General features: G+C 42.3%; 15 protein-coding genes. 10 read left to right on the top strand and 5 right to left on the bottom strand.

The window, feature by feature from the left end; all coding sequences use genetic code 11:
- A partial coding sequence (locus tag ACP45E_RS03125) for a sensor histidine kinase (protein ID WP_069584680.1) occupies nucleotides 1–1,403 on the top strand: 1,403 nt, incomplete at its 5' end.
- A gap of 190 nt (nucleotides 1,404–1,593) precedes the next feature.
- A complete protein-coding gene (locus tag ACP45E_RS03120; RefSeq protein ID WP_017034569.1) occupies nucleotides 1,594–2,112 on the top strand; it encodes a DUF2058 domain-containing protein in 519 nt (172 codons plus the stop codon).
- 131 nt (nucleotides 2,113–2,243) lie between these two features.
- Here the strand turns inward: ACP45E_RS03120 and ACP45E_RS03115 are convergent, their stop codons facing one another.
- Complete coding sequence (locus ACP45E_RS03115; RefSeq protein WP_017038449.1) at nucleotides 2,244–3,407, bottom strand: response regulator; 1,164 nt, start codon at nucleotides 3,405–3,407, stop codon at nucleotides 2,244–2,246.
- Between the two features lie 386 nt (nucleotides 3,408–3,793).
- On the opposite strand from ACP45E_RS03115, the gene ACP45E_RS03110 reads away from it, so the two are divergent.
- On the top strand, nucleotides 3,794–4,147 hold the full coding sequence (locus ACP45E_RS03110; protein WP_017034579.1) for a rhodanese-like domain-containing protein: 354 nt from the start codon (nucleotides 3,794–3,796) through the stop codon (nucleotides 4,145–4,147).
- Nucleotides 4,148–4,714: 567 nt separating this feature from the next.
- Complete coding sequence (locus ACP45E_RS03105; RefSeq protein ID WP_017038451.1) at nucleotides 4,715–5,884, top strand: nucleotide sugar dehydrogenase; 1,170 nt, start codon at nucleotides 4,715–4,717, stop codon at nucleotides 5,882–5,884.
- Nucleotides 5,885–5,947: 63 nt separating this feature from the next.
- Here ACP45E_RS03105 and ACP45E_RS03100 read toward each other — a convergent pair whose 3' ends face one another.
- Nucleotides 5,948–6,427 carry a glutathione peroxidase gene (locus ACP45E_RS03100; RefSeq protein WP_017034581.1) on the bottom strand — a complete coding sequence of 160 codons (480 nt, stop codon included), beginning with the start codon at nucleotides 6,425–6,427 and terminating at the stop codon, nucleotides 5,948–5,950.
- Between the two features lie 281 nt (nucleotides 6,428–6,708).
- Between ACP45E_RS03100 and ACP45E_RS03095 the strand changes: the two genes are divergently transcribed.
- Nucleotides 6,709–7,620, top strand: coding sequence for a LysR family transcriptional regulator (locus ACP45E_RS03095; protein WP_017034582.1), 912 nt, complete (start codon nucleotides 6,709–6,711; stop codon nucleotides 7,618–7,620).
- 36 nt (nucleotides 7,621–7,656) lie between these two features.
- Here the strand turns inward: ACP45E_RS03095 and ACP45E_RS03090 are convergent, their stop codons facing one another.
- Complete coding sequence (locus tag ACP45E_RS03090; protein WP_017034583.1) at nucleotides 7,657–8,016, bottom strand: PilZ domain-containing protein; 360 nt, start codon at nucleotides 8,014–8,016, stop codon at nucleotides 7,657–7,659.
- Between the two features lie 411 nt (nucleotides 8,017–8,427).
- Here ACP45E_RS03090 and ACP45E_RS03085 point away from each other — a divergent pair, with 411 nt between their 5' ends.
- A complete protein-coding gene (locus ACP45E_RS03085) occupies nucleotides 8,428–8,649 on the top strand; it encodes a hypothetical protein (RefSeq protein WP_017038452.1) in 222 nt (73 codons plus the stop codon).
- 137 nt (nucleotides 8,650–8,786) lie between these two features.
- On the opposite strand, the gene ACP45E_RS03080 is transcribed toward ACP45E_RS03085, so the two are convergent.
- On the bottom strand, nucleotides 8,787–9,035 hold the full coding sequence (locus tag ACP45E_RS03080; protein ID WP_017034585.1) for a DUF1289 domain-containing protein: 249 nt from the start codon (nucleotides 9,033–9,035) through the stop codon (nucleotides 8,787–8,789).
- 198 nt (nucleotides 9,036–9,233) lie between these two features.
- On the opposite strand from ACP45E_RS03080, the gene ACP45E_RS03075 reads away from it, so the two are divergent.
- Nucleotides 9,234–9,680, top strand: a complete 447-nt coding sequence (locus tag ACP45E_RS03075) for an META domain-containing protein (RefSeq protein WP_017034586.1) — start codon at nucleotides 9,234–9,236, stop codon at nucleotides 9,678–9,680.
- 101 nt (nucleotides 9,681–9,781) lie between these two features.
- Here the strand turns inward: ACP45E_RS03075 and ACP45E_RS03070 are convergent, their stop codons facing one another.
- A complete protein-coding gene (locus ACP45E_RS03070; RefSeq protein WP_241824257.1) occupies nucleotides 9,782–11,614 on the bottom strand; it encodes a HAMP domain-containing methyl-accepting chemotaxis protein in 1,833 nt (610 codons plus the stop codon).
- A 522-nt stretch (nucleotides 11,615–12,136) separates the two neighbouring features.
- Here ACP45E_RS03070 and ACP45E_RS03065 point away from each other — a divergent pair.
- From ACP45E_RS03065 to ACP45E_RS03055, 3 genes are read left to right on the top strand one after another with little or no spacing between them, the layout of a single operon-like run.
- Entirely contained in the window at nucleotides 12,137–13,261 is a 1,125-nt protein-coding gene (locus ACP45E_RS03065; protein ID WP_426510534.1) for an ABC transporter substrate-binding protein, read from the top strand.
- Between the two features lie 6 nt (nucleotides 13,262–13,267).
- On the top strand, nucleotides 13,268–14,977 hold the full coding sequence (locus tag ACP45E_RS03060; RefSeq protein WP_017034589.1) for an ABC transporter permease: 1,710 nt from the start codon (nucleotides 13,268–13,270) through the stop codon (nucleotides 14,975–14,977).
- On the top strand, nucleotides 14,943–15,590 hold the full coding sequence (locus ACP45E_RS03055) for an ATP-binding cassette domain-containing protein (RefSeq protein ID WP_017038455.1): 648 nt from the start codon (nucleotides 14,943–14,945) through the stop codon (nucleotides 15,588–15,590). The genes ACP45E_RS03060 and ACP45E_RS03055 overlap by 35 nt, the downstream gene beginning before the upstream one ends.
- Nucleotides 15,591–15,631: the final 41 nt, after the last annotated feature.

Raw genomic sequence — 15,631 nt, 5'->3', positions numbered from 1 at the left:
GCGCAGTCGGCACCGACATTACCTTAAAAGTGCTGGACACAATACTTAATGGCCATCCATCTAAAATCGGCCGGTTTGTTGTGCTTGATGCGACAGGCACGGTTGTCGCAGATAGCCAAGGCGCTTTAAAAGACAAAACGGACGCGGTTTCTCAAAGAGAAGTACTTTCTTTGGTCAACATAGGAGAGGCTCATCAAATCCCGGCGGAACAAATTCAAAACGTGGATGGCGGTTATTGGATTTCTTACTCGCTTGAGCATACGCCTTGGAATCTCGTGCTAGAGATACCGGACGCCAATATCGATGGCTATATTCTCAAAGCCATTTTACCTTACCTTATCATGGGGATGTTGTTTGCAGCCCTACTGCTATTTGTTGTGTTATATCAGCACTGGAACTTTAGTCAGCCCGCTTTGAGACTGGCCCAATTTGTAGAAGAAATTCCTGAGACCAAAGATATTTCAATTCCAAACATTCCTAGCCGATGGAGACATTGGTTTGAAAGTGTCGCCCGAACAGAAACAGACCGTAGGCTGCATCTATCGACCATTGAACAACAGACACAGCTCCTAGAGCAACGAGTCAATGAACGCACCATTGAACTACAAGAAGCCCTCAAGACTTTAAAATCGACACAAGATGAACTCATTCATTCAGAGAAATTGGCTGGCCTTGGGTCTCTGGTCGCAGGGATAGCCCATGAATTGAACACCCCCATAGGTAATGCGCTGTTGGTCGCCAGCTCTATCAAAGATTTTAATAACGATTTTATCGAATCAACCAAAGAAGGATTAAGAAAATCGGTATTGGATCAGTATCTATCTCAAAGTGCTGAATCCGCAAGCAGCATTGAACATAATCTACGGCGAGCCGCGGAACTGATTACCAGCTTTAAGCAAGTCGCCATTGACCAAACCAGTGATCAACGTCGTAAGTTCAATTTGGCTGAAATACTCCATGAGTTGCGTATTACAATGACACCAACGTTATCACGCGAGCAAATACAGTTAGAGGAACAGCTGTCTGACTCCATCGTAATGGACAACTATCCTGGGCCTTTAACTCAAGTTATGATGAATCTGTTATCTAACGCTATCACTCATGCTTTTGATAATCAGACAACAAAACTTGTCACCATCACCTGTTCTCTCGTTGATGAGCACTTTGCAATGATTGAACTGATTGATAACGGACAAGGCATTGAACCAGAGCACTTACCCAAGATTTTTGACCCTTTCTTTACCACCCGCCTCGGGGCTGGGGGATCGGGATTGGGACTTAATATTTCCTACAACATTGTCACAGGGTTACTCGGCGGTGAACTCACGGTAACGAGTGTTAAGGGAGAAGGAGCCAAATTCACGCTTAGAATTCCTTTAATTGCGCCGCCTGAAAGTAAATAAGGGTTTGGTAAGATCCACCAAAGTTCGCGCTCTTACTGGTTCGTACGCCAATTAAAGGGCTGTAGAAGGTGGATTTATCCGATTTTGTTAGCATAGAGTCGCCAATGACAAATTGAATTACGCTGCAATGGCTTTATTTGCTCTGCCCTAAACGATAAACTATCGCCAATTTGATTAAGTTGGATAAATCATGGCAAAGTTAACGCTACAAGAGCAAATGCTAAAAGCAGGCTTAGTAAACGAAAAGAAACTCAAAAAAGCCAAAAAAGGCGCTAAAAAATCACGAGTTCAAGCGCGTGAAGCAAAAGAAGCGGTTGAAGCCAATAAACTTGCACAGCAAGAGCGTGATAAAGAGCTGAATCAACAGCGCAAAGAGCAACAATTGAGTAAAGAACTCAAAGCTCAAGTGAAGCAGCTGATTGAAATGAACAAACTGGACCTGAAAGGCGACATCAAATACAACTTTACCGATGGCACACTGGTTAAGTCTCTTTATGTTGACTCTTTAGTTCGTGAGCAAATCATCAAAGGCATTCTCGCGATTGCTCGTTACAGTGAAAGCTACGCCGTGATCCCAGCAGGTGTTGCTGATAAAATTGCTCTGCGAGATCAAGAAACGATCATCGAAAACAACACCTCTGATGAAGAAACACTAGCAGAAGATGACCCATACGCAGATTTCGTCGTACCTGATGATTTAATGTGGTAGTGCCATTTACTCATTAATGAAAAAAGCCTAATGATCTTACTTCATCATTAGGCTTTTTCCATATAATACACATTGTCACTACCCAAGCCGATTTTAATACCAATCACAGTAAGAAAGTGATCAAAAATAGCTTAAAACAGTTCTACGTCTCCACCCGTATCCTCTCTCGGCGCTTCTTCGCTAGGGACCGTGAGCATATCTGCGTTCTCTATTTTTAATACCAAATCTTCTAATACACTTTGCATATTCGTCAGCTCTTTTTTTGCAAACGCCATTCTTTTTAGCCCTGATTCGAACAATGCTGACAACGCTTCTTCCTGCTCATAAGAGAGCCCCAAAAAGTGAAAACTACTATTGAGCTCTTGCTGTGACTCACTGAGGTTTTCCGCGGATATAGCATCAAAATCGTTGATTCGCATTGATACTTGCTGAGCAGTGTTAGCGATGTCTTTTACAATATCTAACATCATGTTTTGACGCCTGATATCTTGGTACTTCGCTTCTAGGCCTTCAATAACAAACGCATAGATGTCTCGAATTTGCCCGACAAAACGTTCATCGCCTTCAGGGAGGTTTTTTATCAAAATTGCACAATTTTTGTCATTGAATATGAGACGATTGCCAAATTGGAAAACCCGACCTTTAGTATGTAAAAGGTCAAAGATATTGCGTTCGATCGGGTTCACTACACCACTGACATTATCAAAATAATGGTCCTGCTCATCTCGAACCACCATGGAAGCATGTAAACCTTGTGCACTCGCTGTTTGAAAAACCGTAAAGCTCAGTTGCTCAATATGCTGACAGTAGGATAGGTTTCTAAAAAACTGGACAACCAGACCATGCTGGCTCGCTTCTTTCATAAACTCTGTCGATGCGGATTTCGCTTCATCATAGTCCGACAACAGCTGTCTTTTCTCTATCAGATACTTATCAATAACATGGAGCTTAGCCATCAACTCCTCATGGGCAAAAGGGCGAACTAGCACTTCAGTAGCACCCGCTTGATAGACTTTGAGTCGCTCCTGTATTGATGTGTTTTCAGTAATAAATACAACGGCAAAATCATCGTAATGATTTAGGCTTTTTAGGTTGTTATAAAACTCAATCGTAGATTCGTTATTTAGGTGTGTGTCTAGCAGCACGATATTGGGCTGATACGTTTCAATCAGATCTTGCGCTCGGTTAAAGTTAAAGGCGACCTCAACGCTATAGGTGCCTTTTAGCTGTTCAACCATCGTATTACAAAATTCCGTGTCTGATTCAATGATCAACAATTTTCGAGAATCAACCATTTCTCCTCCTATTCCAACTGAACCACTCAATATCTCTTTTATAAAGCGAGATTTATTTCATACTTTGAGTGTAGCAGTTAGTTAGAAAAAGCTCGGGTTTACGGGATCAAAGAAGAAATTGACGAAATTTAACCGTCTTAGTGGGTACTCTCCTAGTAGTTACAGTCTGAGTGGCTACAGTTAAAGGTAAACTAGGGCGTGTTGATCTTTCGCGGTTAAATGTTGTTCGAGATTAAATCGTTTCAGGCACGGCAAGAACTATGACGCCTAGTCAGAACTGGAAAAACTTATAGGATGAGTGCGTCTCATTGAATAGCACACAGTACTCCATCTGATGGTAAATCGTTGTTACAATGAGTTTACTGTCACTTACTTTAGGCTCAGCTATGACCAACAAAACGTATTTATTACTGCTGTCTTTACTTCTGTCTATTAGCACCTTTTCCTCATTGGCTTCAGAAAGAGCACACCAAGGTTGGGAGAAAATAAAACAAGGTTCTATGCTCATTGATGTTCGAACCCCAGAAGAGTATGAACAAGGCCACCTAGATAACGCTCAACTTCATCCTCTGCAAGACATAGAGTCATGGTCTGAGTCTATTGCTAAAGACACGCCAATTGTCTTGTACTGCCGAAGTGGTCGCCGCTCAGGGGCTGCATTAGAGCAATTGAAACAAAAAGGGTTCACCCATGTTCACAATGCTGGTGGGTACTCCGAAATGTTGCAAAGCTCACAATAGGTAATATCTTATTAGACAAACGACTCAGCCCACATCGCAGAAGCAACCACCTACCCCCCTCCAGATATCCAATTAACCCCAGATAACCAATTAACCTCAAAGGGAATCTGGGGGTACGTTTCACTATAGTCGTTGGCGATCAATGCTTGGTGATACCGACCGCTACGATCACCAAGTTAAAGATGATTAGTTCACTCAAGCGGGTGAAGCTTATGGTAAAGGTTTAGAATCTCTACTAGGTTTAAAGAAGTTATCTGAACCTTTCATAATAATAAAATGAAGGTGATTCACTCGCCTCCATCCAACTCAAGCTAGGTACTGCCATGAAAACAATAACGTTCTTTAAATTATTCGATACCTCTGAGCTGTTTATTTTTTACTAACAGCATAACCAACACTGCGCGTTCACACAGCGGCGAGCTTGTTGCTTTATTTTACTCAGCAGAGGAACGCTAAATAATATCTATGTAACCTCCTATTCATTTGGTTAACCCAATTCTGCAATAAATGCTGATTAGCATGACTTGTAAATGGTTATCACAATTTTGAAAAATGAATTGAGGCGATATGAGAATCACTGTTGTTGGCTCGGGTTATGTCGGTCTATCGAATGCGGTACTACTGGCGAAAAAAAATCTCGTTACGTTGCTGGATATTGATGAGGAAAAAATAGAGAAAATTCAACATGGGATCAGTCCAATCGCAGATCCCGAAATAGAAGATCATCTCTCTAATCATTTTCTTTCTCTGTCTGCGACTACTGATATTTATCACGCTTACTGTGATGCTAACTATGTCATCGTCGCGACACCCACCAATTATGACGTCTCCACTAACGCCTTTGATACCAGTAGTGTCGAGTCTGTCATTCAGCAAGTCACCACCATTAACCCTTCAGCAACCATTGTCGTTAAATCCACCGTGCCCGTCGGATTTACCAAGCAAATATCCGATAAACTTGGTGTAGCGAGTGTTCTTTTTTCGCCAGAGTTTCTTCGCGAGGGTCGAGCCCTTCACGATAATCTTTACCCTTCACGCATTATTGTGGGTGAGCAAAGCCAGCGTGCCCATGCGTTCGCAGAATTAATGCAAGCCGCAGCGATGAAAAAAGACATCGACATCGTATTAACGAACTCTACTGAAGCGGAAGCCGTGAAACTGTTTTCTAACACTTATTTAGCCATGCGTGTTGCATTTTTTAATGAACTGGATTCTTACGCAGAAAGCCATGACCTGAATAGTCGACAGATTATTGATGGGGTCAGCTTGGACCCTAGAATTGGGGGGCACTACAACAACCCCTCTTTTGGTTACGGAGGCTACTGCTTACCCAAAGATACCAAGCAAATTCTCGCTAACTACCATGACGTGCCTAACAAACTGATTCAGGCGATTGTTGATGCGAATAGTACTCGAAAAGATTTTGTGACTAACGCCATTTTAAAACGCCAGCCAAAAACCGTTGGTATCTATCGCTTAATTATGAAAGCCGACTCAGATAATTTTAGAGCTTCTTCGATAAAAGGAATCATGAGACGTTTGGTTAAAAAAGGAATAGAAGTCATTGTCTATGAACCGCTTCTAGACCAAGAAGATATATATAACTGCTCCGTTGAACCTAGCCTGGCATGCTTTAAAGACCGAGCTGATATCATCGTTACCAACCGTATGGCTGATGAACTGAACGACGTAAGTGATATTGTTTATTCTCGTGATATCTTCGGCAACGACGAATAGCTTGCTATATCAGTCGCTAAGCCAAAGTTTCACTTAGCTGCCTGAATTGCCGAGGAGGGAGGATTAAACTAGTGCCTTTCTGATCATAGACTCTAATGCTTGAGGTTTGGTTGTTGGCGCAAAACGTTTGATGGGTTGCCCATCCTTTCCAATAAGAAACTTGGTGAAATTCCATTTTATTCGATCACCGAACAGACCCGGTAATTGCTTTTTTAGATAACCAAATACTGGGTGCGTGTTGTCACCGTTCACTTCAATTTTTTCACTAATAATGAAATCGACACCGTAGTTAATCAGGCATCCTCCTTCAATCTCAGTTGCGCTGCCTGGTTCTTGCTGACCGAATTGATTGCATGGACAGCCTAGAATTACTAATCCTTTCGCTGAATACTGCTCATGCAACTGTTGTAGCCCTTCGTATTGCGGCGTTAAACCACACTGACTTGCCGTATTCACAACAAGAACAACCTTTCCCTCAAGTTCGTTCATTTTGATTTCAGTGCCTTGCAAGGTATTGATCGACAGTTGATAAAAATCACTCATGTGGCATTCCTTTGTATCGAGTTTTCGAGAAGCATCAATATATCGTGCTCATTTTCATCATGCAATAAACACCCAGCAGGTATGGTGTTGATAAACGGCAACATAAACCTTCAATATGGCCCATTTACAACGTATATCTTACCCAATCCTCCATCATGTTCAGAGTATCTTTCAGAAAAAGGAAACAAGATATTTAGATAAAATAAACGTTGAATCACATTAACTTGAAAATTATTATCATACTTTATTTTGATAACAATTTGTTATAAAGGGTAGCCACCATGCTTAATCCAACCTGGTTGAAAACTTTCCGAACTCTGATTGACGTCGGTCACTTTACTCAAACCGCAGAAACACTCCACATGACTCAGCCAGGTGTCAGCCAACATATCAAAAAGCTTGAGTCAGCATGTAAACATTCGTTAATTAAGCGAGAAGGAAAAAGCTTTGAGCTGACAGAACAAGGAAGAATGGTGTATCAATACGCACTCACATTGGCCAATAATGAGGCGATGCTGGTTGAAAGCCTGAGCTTTGATAATCCATTTTCAGGTCAATGTAAGATTGCATGTTCGGGTTCGCTGGCGTTACGTCTATACCCCGAACTCATCACGTTGCAGCAGACGCACTCCGACTTGAGTATTCACCTTGAAGCCGCACCAAATCACAAGATCTTGAATGATTTACAAACGGGCGTGATCGACCTAGGCATCGTTACTCACATTCCAACAGGGAGCCTTTTCCAGAGTAAAACCATTGGTAACGAGACCTTATGTTTGGTCTTACCTCGGTCATTCGACAATGAAAGAATAACCGCAGAAAAACTGATCGAATGTGGACTCATCAGCCACCCTGATGCTAATCACTACTTATCACTTTACTTTGATTTATGCGGCGATAAAGAGCTAGAAAATATTAATCTGGATGACATTCCACATTCTGGTCATATAAACCAACTTAGCCAGATTCTCCTTCCGGTAGCTAAAGGGATTGGATTTACGGTTATTCCTCAAGGCGCAATCGACAGTTTTCAAGAAAAAGAACAGCTGCATATTGTTTCGACCCAGTCCCCAGTCAATGAAACGTTATACATGGTACAAAAACGTCACAGAAACCTGCCCGCACGTTATGACACGATCGCCGACTTACTTGATCAAACGCTTTCATCAAACACTTTCAGTAAACCGAGATAGAGGATCTTAAAGAAAAGGCAGGGGATAAATAAGTGGTTAAGCCGTGCATGCTCTTAATTTAGCGAAGTGCACGGGATAATTTTGGCGAATGTGTCGCTGCTCTCTAACCATATCTTTAAAGCTAGGGCCTTTGGACAATAGAATAATCACTTCGTTTTTGTCTAGGCGCAGTACTTCGCCTTCAATCCTGATTTCACTGTCATCATGTAGGTTTAGGGTACCCGATAAATCTAGCCCATGGTGTACTGCAACAGGATCATCAATGACGAAACGAATGCCTTTCTCAGACACTTCAGTCACATGGAAAAGACGTTCATGAATCCTTATGATCGGCCTCGCTCGTTTTGGGTACTTTAGCCGATAATACTGGCGCTTTTGCTCTGGATTTTCACTCATATGACAACCACTCCATTCTACTTCTTATCCCTAACTATGTGAGTAATGCATCCACATATGAATTAATCTATCTATTATTCTTATACTATGGTTTCGACCTATCACCGTTTAACTTTAGCATAATGGACCCAGACTATCCAAAATACGCCGAATAGTTGGATTCAACATTTCCTAGCGCTAATTAATGAATCTGTTGGCTCTACCGTTATCATCTGTTCCGCTTTATTTTTGCGAATAGAATGACTTTCTCAATTTTTGTCCACTCTATTACTTTTTGATTCTACGACCGTTTTTTTCGATTCTTTTAAAAGCACGAAAAAAGTCTCAGAATTAGGGCGAAATCGGTTTGACGCTCATGTGATTAGCTTCTAAATTTTGTTATTAAGTCTGTTAACTAGGAGGTCATTGAGGATGAAAAGAGCAAGCACTGCATATCGATTACAACTCATAAAAGAGGTGGCGACACGAAAGCAACGTGAACTTTCCAACGACGTAATGGCTAACTATATTCAGCACCTACTGAACGATGGCTCCCACAATGAAGAATGTGTCGAAAGGAATCACCGATTTAGCGGCAGTCATTTTGATGAAAGTGCCGGGGGATGGGTTAGTGATACCTGGGGGCTAAAATAAGTGGGATCCTATTACGCCGCCTGGATGTTATAAACAAGCTTCTATAAATAAGAGCTTGGAAACAAGTTATTGTAAATAATGGTGTGCGGCGTTACTTCTCTTCTGTCATTCTTTCCTCAAAACACCAAGTATTCCGATTAAAACAGATCTTGCTGAGGGTCACTTGCTTCAATATCAGGTGATTGATCATGTTTTCCTTGCGACATTTTTCGTCGGTACCGTTGTCGACACAATTTTATAACATGAAGCTGCTGTGCCGTTGTCATCGATAACCAGTTAAAACGCTCCTCGCGATTTCGCATGCAGCCTTGACAATACCCTTTTTCATCAGTGAGACAGACTCTTACACAAGGGCTTGGTACAGTAAAGAATTCTAATTGTTCCAAATCAACCCCCTTAAGTCTCTATAATTCAATATGTTAGTTAATAATTATTAAGAGCGTGTTTTAAATTAGCAAAACTGTGACGCAGAGTAAACTATGACTTAGTTCTGACAAAAACACTGTTTTATTAACTATACTTTTTTGCATTCTTAGACCGAATAGCACATTGCTTGGTCATATTTCAGTTCGGAGTTTTATATTATGAAGCTTAGTTTAAAAACGCTCGTTGTTGCTATTTCTGTTCCAGTATTGTTGGCTGCCTGTACAAATGTCAGCGAGGAAGGACAAGTCATCACTCCTAAAGATCTACAGCACCACAACTGGGAACTTGTCCAAATCGATGGTCAAAACATTGTTAAAGATAACGACAATCGACCTGTGCGCTTAGAAGTTGGGGAGAACATGACGGCTAACGGACACGCTGGCTGCAACAATTTCTTTGGACAAGCTGAATTAAACGAAAACCAGTTCCGTATTGAAAAAATGGGCATGACAATGAAAATGTGTGATGACGTTTCAATGAACACCGAAATGGTCATGTCTCAAGTGCTTACCGACTGGAGCAATATGACTCTAACAAAAGACAGCCTAGTACTTGAAAATGATGCACACACGTTAACGTTCACGCTGCGCGACTGGGTAAACTAAACCCGACTTATATACATAAATGTACTCGCTCAAACAAAAGAACGGTTCGCCGTTCTTTTTTCGTATTAGAAGTCTACTTAGTAACGCTTTCGCTTCGCACGTTAGCGCTTTTCACGAACTTTAAAAAAACCCATCACTGATTGTAATCGTTGTGCCTGCGTACTCATTTCATTTGACGTGGAAGAAAGCTGAACTGAGCTTGAAGCATTCTGTTCAGTAATGACCGTGAGTTGTTTCATGGCATCGTTGATCTGCTCGATCCCTGCTGATTGCTCATCGGAAGCGTGATTGATTTCTTGAACTAAACCGGATGTTTTGTTGATCGAAGGGACAATTTGCTCCAACAACCGTCCTGCTGTTTCAGCCAAAATAACACTGTCAGATGCAACGTCTCCGATTTCTTGGGCTGCTCTTTGGCTCCGTTCAGCTAACTTTCTCACTTCTGCTGCCACGACCGAAAACCCTTTACCATGTTCCCCCGCTCTGGCGGCTTCAATCGTTGCGTTCAATGCCAGTAGATTCGTTTGGTAAGCGATATCATCGATGATGCTTATTCTATCCGCTATTTTTTTCATCGCGATTACCGTTTGCTCAACCGCGACTTTCCCCTCTTGCGCTTCAAAGGTCGCTTTAGAGGCCATATCATCCGTTACCTTGGCATTTTGAGTGTTCAATTTAATCAAAGCAGTCATGTCTTCCATTGAGTCTCTCGTTTGCTCAACACTGGAAGCCTGAGTCACAGAAGAACGGCTCATCGAGTATGCTGTTGCGCTCACCTTTTCTGATGCACTGGCTAAGCTGTTTGATGTACTTCTTACTTCACCAATGATGCCTGAGAGTTGTTGTACCATATGCTTCATCGCTTTGAGCAATTGTCCTGTCTCATCTTCGCTGTCAATTGAAATGTTTGACGTTAAATCCCCTTTAGCGAGTCGATTAGCAATCAATACGGCTTTTCGAACAGGAACCGTAATTATTTTCGTAATAATAGTGGCAAGAATAGCGCCCAAAAATACCGCGATGAAGCTAATTGCGATAACAAATGCTTTTGATTGATCATTTGAGGTCTGTAACCGAGGGCCTAGCAAATCTTGCCTCTCTTTAATGGCGAGTTTGAAACCTTCTATGAGTTTGGCGGATTGTTCTCCTACCAAATCTAGCTTTTCACTCTTTAATCGATTTCGTTCCTCAATAACCGAAACAAGCTCATTAAAAGCGATTATATATTGCCCATTGAGTACCGTTGCCTTGTCAATGATGGCACGATGCCTTGGGTTATTGGTTTGATGTGTTATTTGACCGAATGTGTGTAAATAGTGTTTAAATTCATTTTGCACCCGAACGACATCTTTTGAGTCATTACCATTGAGGAATTGACTCACATACAGCCTAGCCAACAGAAGATGGCGCATTGATTGCGAAACATCGTAGGCCTCATCCATATTACCGTCTTCTTTACTGCCAACGAGTAATGCCGTGATGTGTGTTTCGATCTCTGGGCCAAGTTTGTTAAGCGTTTCATGCACTAAAACATGTCGACGCTCAATTTTCTCGATAATTTGATTGAAGGTGACGTCATAAGCCTGTAAATGCTTTTCTACACGCTCAAAAATGGCCTTATCTTCTTTGGTTAAAGCTTCATTCTGAGCTTCGACCATTAAACCGGTTAATGTATCAAAACGAGTTTGCTGCTCATCTAAAAACAGCTCATCTGAACTATCAATGTATTTTAACGCCGCTAAACGTACACTTAATAAATTAGCTTGTACTCGGCCTGCATTATTGGTGTTTCTAGCCAGTGAACGATAATCTTCGAACCCCGATGAAGCGGTTTGAAGCGCATTAAAAGCAAGATATGCCGTGATCATCAGAAGCAGTAAGACTGATGCAAAACCAAGCCCTAGCCGCATTCCAATCTTCATATTTCTAAACATTAAAACCACCCCACTGAGAGCAGAACTTGATCCTCATTAACCTTATGTCCCTGTAGAGCAGCGACTAAAAGGGAAATCCCTCAGTTTTAAAAAGAATACCTGAATGACAGGTATTCATTGACAAAACGGGCTGATTTCACGCTCTATTCAATACCTCTGTACTACAACAATATTAGAACGATCCTAGGCAATTGCATGGTTTAAAGAGGTTTAAAGTAAATATTGACCACAAAAGACGCGGCCATTACAGAACAAAATGCCTGGTTCTTGCTGGCACTTGGCCACACTTTTCATTTAATTCTATCTTTACTGTAATCTTTTTTGCTCTTTACGGGTCTCTAGAAACATCGCCTACACACCCTAATTCATTAACTGGGCTGTTCTGGATGCATTTATGACAATCATTAAGTAAATAGTATTGATAAATGAATGAGATAGATTAGTATTTCTAGTTAATGGAACATAAAAACTTCACTGGTATTATTTAACATGGATAAGGTTATGAAGACGCTACTTAGTACGATGTTACTAACGACGGCCACATTGGCAACTCAAGCTCTGGCAACGGATTGGACAACGATTGAATCCCAAGCAAAAGGGCAAACGGTCTATTTCCATGCTTGGGGTGGAAGTCAAGAGATCAACCGCTATATTCAATGGGCGGGATCAGAGCTTGCCGAACAATATGACGTTACACTGAAACACGTTAAAGTGACCGATATTGCTGAAACAACAACGCGACTGATTGCGGAAAAAGCCGCAGGAAAAAACGAAGGCGGCAGTGTCGATATTGTCTGGATCAATGGAGAGAACTTCAAATCCATGAAAGACAACCAACTTCTATTTGGTCCTTTCACGCAATCACTGCCGAATTGGCAATATGTCGATAAGTCACTGCCCATTGATGTGGACTTTTCAGAGCCAACACTTGGATTGGAAGCCCCTTGGGGTGTTGGTCAGCTGGTCTTTATTCATGACAGCAAGACATTAAACAACCCACCTAAATCCTTTGCTGAGATGCTCAATTACGCAAAAGCATTCCCTAATAAGGTCAGTTATCCTCGCCCACCTGAATTCCACGGGACAAGCTTTCTTAAAGCACTGCTCATCGAGTTGACCGATAATGATCCTTCGCTAGCAAAACCGGTTTCCGAGAGTGATTTTAATGCCGTCACGGAATCTCTTTGGTCCTATCTCAACGAATTACACACTGTCGCTTGGCGTGGAGGAAGACAATTTCCAGCGGGTACAACGGAAACCATTCAATTGTTAGATGACGGCCAACTGGATTTAGCGATCAGCTTCAACCCGAATTCCGTCTTTTCTTCTCAAGCTAGCGGTAAACTCGCGATGTCGACCAAAGCCTATGCCATGGACGCTGGAGCCCTTTCTAACATCCATTTCCTTGCGATCCCATGGAACTCAAGTGCGAATGCTGGCGCGCAAGTCGCGATTAACTTTTTACTAAGTCCTGAAGCTCAATCTCGAAAAGGGGATTTGTCGGTATGGGGGGATCCATCCGTATTGAGCAGCCAGTACCTAACAGGTAGTGCCAAAAACACGCAGCAGTTTAAGTCCGTCTCTGAACCTCACCCTAGTTGGCAAGCAGCTCTTGAAAAAGCTTGGCTTGAACGCTACGGAAACTGATTCTAGATGTTGAGAGCGCTGTACCCTTTCATTATCCTGATCTGTTTTATTCCGACTATCCCTGGGGTAGTCGGTGTGATCGCTTCGTCTTTAAGCTATATACCGCCGATAAACATGCACACCCTCTCTTTTCTTGGGTTTCGGTGGGCGTTTGAATGGCAAGGTGTCTGGCAGTCCATCGGGCTCTCTTTGTTTTCAGCACTGGCCAGTAGTTATCTTGCTGCATTGCTTTCTTTTGCAATCTTATTATCTTGTTGGGGAAAGCGGTTATGGAATAAGATTGAGTTAGCACTATCACCGCTACTCGCTCTTCCCCACGTTGCTTTTGCGATTGGCTTTGCTTTTCTTTTCGCTCCAACAGGTCTTATTTCTCGAGTGCTGTTCAATTCTGTTGGCTATGACGTGAATCAGCAAACGGTCAATGATCTTCCTTTGTTAGTGAACGACCCTTATGCCATTGGTCTTGTGGTTATGCTTGCTCTAAAAGAAATTCCTTTCTTATTACTAATGAGCATGTCGATACTCAAGCAAATGAATGTTGCCCAACTAGAAAAAGTGACCGCTTCGTTGGGGTATAACCGGTCTCAAACATGGTGGAAGTGCATTTTCCCCCAGTGGATTAGGAAAATGCGCTTTCCCTTACTGGCGGTGCTTGCTTACAGTTTATCGGTTGTTGATATTGCTCTGATCATTGGCCCGACTAACCCACCTACCTTTGCCGTACTGGTTTGGCAATGGTTTAGTGACCCAGACTTAACGTTGCTTCCTCGTGCAGCCGCGGGCGCCATGGTTCTGTTTCTCTTAGCGTCCTTATTAATGGGGTTTGCTCGCTTATTTGAATGGGTATTCATTCAGAGGCTTCGAGGTTGGCAGTTCTCTGGTCGGTATGGCAAATCGTTAGGTGGAAAACCTGCACTAGTCACGGTATTCGCCTTATCGACATTAATCATTCCTTTGACGGTCGTGTGGAGCTTCGCTCAGCGATGGCGATTCCCGGATTTACTGCCTAGCAACTTTACGACTCGTTATTGGCAATATGAATGGTTTGGTCTTTTAGACAATATTCTACAAAGTCTGACGCTCGCACTTGCCTGCGCTTCAATGGCTCTAGTCCTTGCCGTGATTGCTCACGAGTATCGCCTGAAACATCGTTGGGCACTGTCTGATTACCTCATCGCCATTCCAATGTTGATTCCACAGCTGTCTATTTTATTTGGAATCCAGATCATAACCTTATATATCAATCAAAGCAGTTACTTCCTTTGGACTCTTTGGTCTCATGTGTTTTTCGCCTTTCCTTTTGTCTATTTGTCTCTCGATGGCGCTTGGCGAAGCTATAATAGTAACTTAACGAAATCGGCTTTAAGCCTTGGAAAACACCCTATTAGTGTTTGGTGGAAGATAAAAATGCCTCTTCTCTTTCCCAGCCTGATTTTTGCTTGGGCGATTGGTGCCAGTGTCAGTTTGGCTCAATATCTACCCACATTAATGTTAGGCGCAGGTCGAATTACCACGATTACCACTGAAGCGGTTGCTCTTTCGAGTGGCTTTGATCGACGAGTCACTGCAATTTATGCGCTATGGCAAATGCTGTTGCCCTTGCTCTTTTTCTCTACAGCAATTCTATTAAGTCGATTTAGCGTTCGCTCTCGTAAACTTTCTAATAAAGGTCTATTACCGAATGAGTCTTTGTCTCAAAAACCTTTCCATCATTAAAAAAAATGGCGAACCTCTATTTTCGTCTATCACTATGACTATCGATAATGGTGAGATCCTCACTCTCATGGGCCCTAGTGGTTGTGGAAAATCGACCCTGTTAGATCTTGTTGCGGGTCATCTTTCAAATGAATTTGATTATGACGGTCAAGTCACACTCAACGGGAAAGATCTATCTCAGCTTGAGGCACATAGACGTGACGTGGGTATTCTATTTCAAGATGATTTGTTGTTTCCGCACCTATGTGTTTGGGAAAACCTGGCTTTTGCTTTACCTAATCACTTAAAAGGCGCAGTCCGAAAGAAGCAGGCACTAGAAGCCCTTGAAGCCATTTCACTGACTCAACTGGCCAACGCCTTCCCTGATCAAATATCTGGCGGCCAGCGCGCTCGCATAAGCCTAACTCGCATGTTACTGGCTAAACCAAAGCTCGCGTTGCTCGATGAACCATTCAGTAAGCTAGATAAAGAATTACGAGGTCAATTTAGAGACTGGGTCATTAATGAGCTTAGCAACGCCAACATACCAACATTGATGGTTACGCACGACAAGGAAGACGTGCCACCAAACAGTAAGGTGTATAGCTGGCCTTGGGAGACGCATCATGCTTGATAGTCTTAGTATCAAAATGATTCGATGGCCGTTAGCAACCG

The organism is Vibrio genomosp. F10 str. 9ZD137, from assembly GCF_049974785.1.
Classification (GTDB): Bacteria; Pseudomonadota; Gammaproteobacteria; order Enterobacterales; family Vibrionaceae; genus Vibrio.
The sequence above is the reverse complement of the archived record's forward strand: the minus strand, read 5'-3'. Positions and strand labels throughout refer to the sequence as shown.

Excerpts from the sequence above, each read along its gene's own strand:
- ACP45E_RS03120 (WP_017034569.1), top strand. The coding sequence starts at position 1,594 with ATGGCAAAGTTAACGCTACAAGAGCAAATGCTAAAAGCAGGCTTAGTA.
- ACP45E_RS03115 (WP_017038449.1), bottom strand. The coding sequence starts at position 3,407 with ATGGTTGATTCTCGAAAATTGTTGATCATTGAATCAGACACGGAATTT.
- ACP45E_RS03110 (WP_017034579.1), top strand. The coding sequence starts at position 3,794 with ATGACCAACAAAACGTATTTATTACTGCTGTCTTTACTTCTGTCTATT.
- ACP45E_RS03105 (WP_017038451.1), top strand. The coding sequence starts at position 4,715 with ATGAGAATCACTGTTGTTGGCTCGGGTTATGTCGGTCTATCGAATGCG.
- ACP45E_RS03100 (WP_017034581.1), bottom strand. The coding sequence starts at position 6,427 with ATGAGTGATTTTTATCAACTGTCGATCAATACCTTGCAAGGCACTGAA.
- ACP45E_RS03095 (WP_017034582.1), top strand. The coding sequence starts at position 6,709 with ATGCTTAATCCAACCTGGTTGAAAACTTTCCGAACTCTGATTGACGTC.
- ACP45E_RS03090 (WP_017034583.1), bottom strand. The coding sequence starts at position 8,016 with ATGAGTGAAAATCCAGAGCAAAAGCGCCAGTATTATCGGCTAAAGTAC.
- ACP45E_RS03085 (WP_017038452.1), top strand. The coding sequence starts at position 8,428 with ATGAAAAGAGCAAGCACTGCATATCGATTACAACTCATAAAAGAGGTG.
- ACP45E_RS03075 (WP_017034586.1), top strand. The coding sequence starts at position 9,234 with ATGAAGCTTAGTTTAAAAACGCTCGTTGTTGCTATTTCTGTTCCAGTA.
- ACP45E_RS03070 (WP_241824257.1), bottom strand. The coding sequence starts at position 11,614 with ATGTTTAGAAATATGAAGATTGGAATGCGGCTAGGGCTTGGTTTTGCA.
- ACP45E_RS03065 (WP_426510534.1), top strand. The coding sequence starts at position 12,137 with ATGTTACTAACGACGGCCACATTGGCAACTCAAGCTCTGGCAACGGAT.
- ACP45E_RS03060 (WP_017034589.1), top strand. The coding sequence starts at position 13,268 with ATGTTGAGAGCGCTGTACCCTTTCATTATCCTGATCTGTTTTATTCCG.
- ACP45E_RS03055 (WP_017038455.1), top strand. The coding sequence starts at position 14,943 with ATGAGTCTTTGTCTCAAAAACCTTTCCATCATTAAAAAAAATGGCGAA.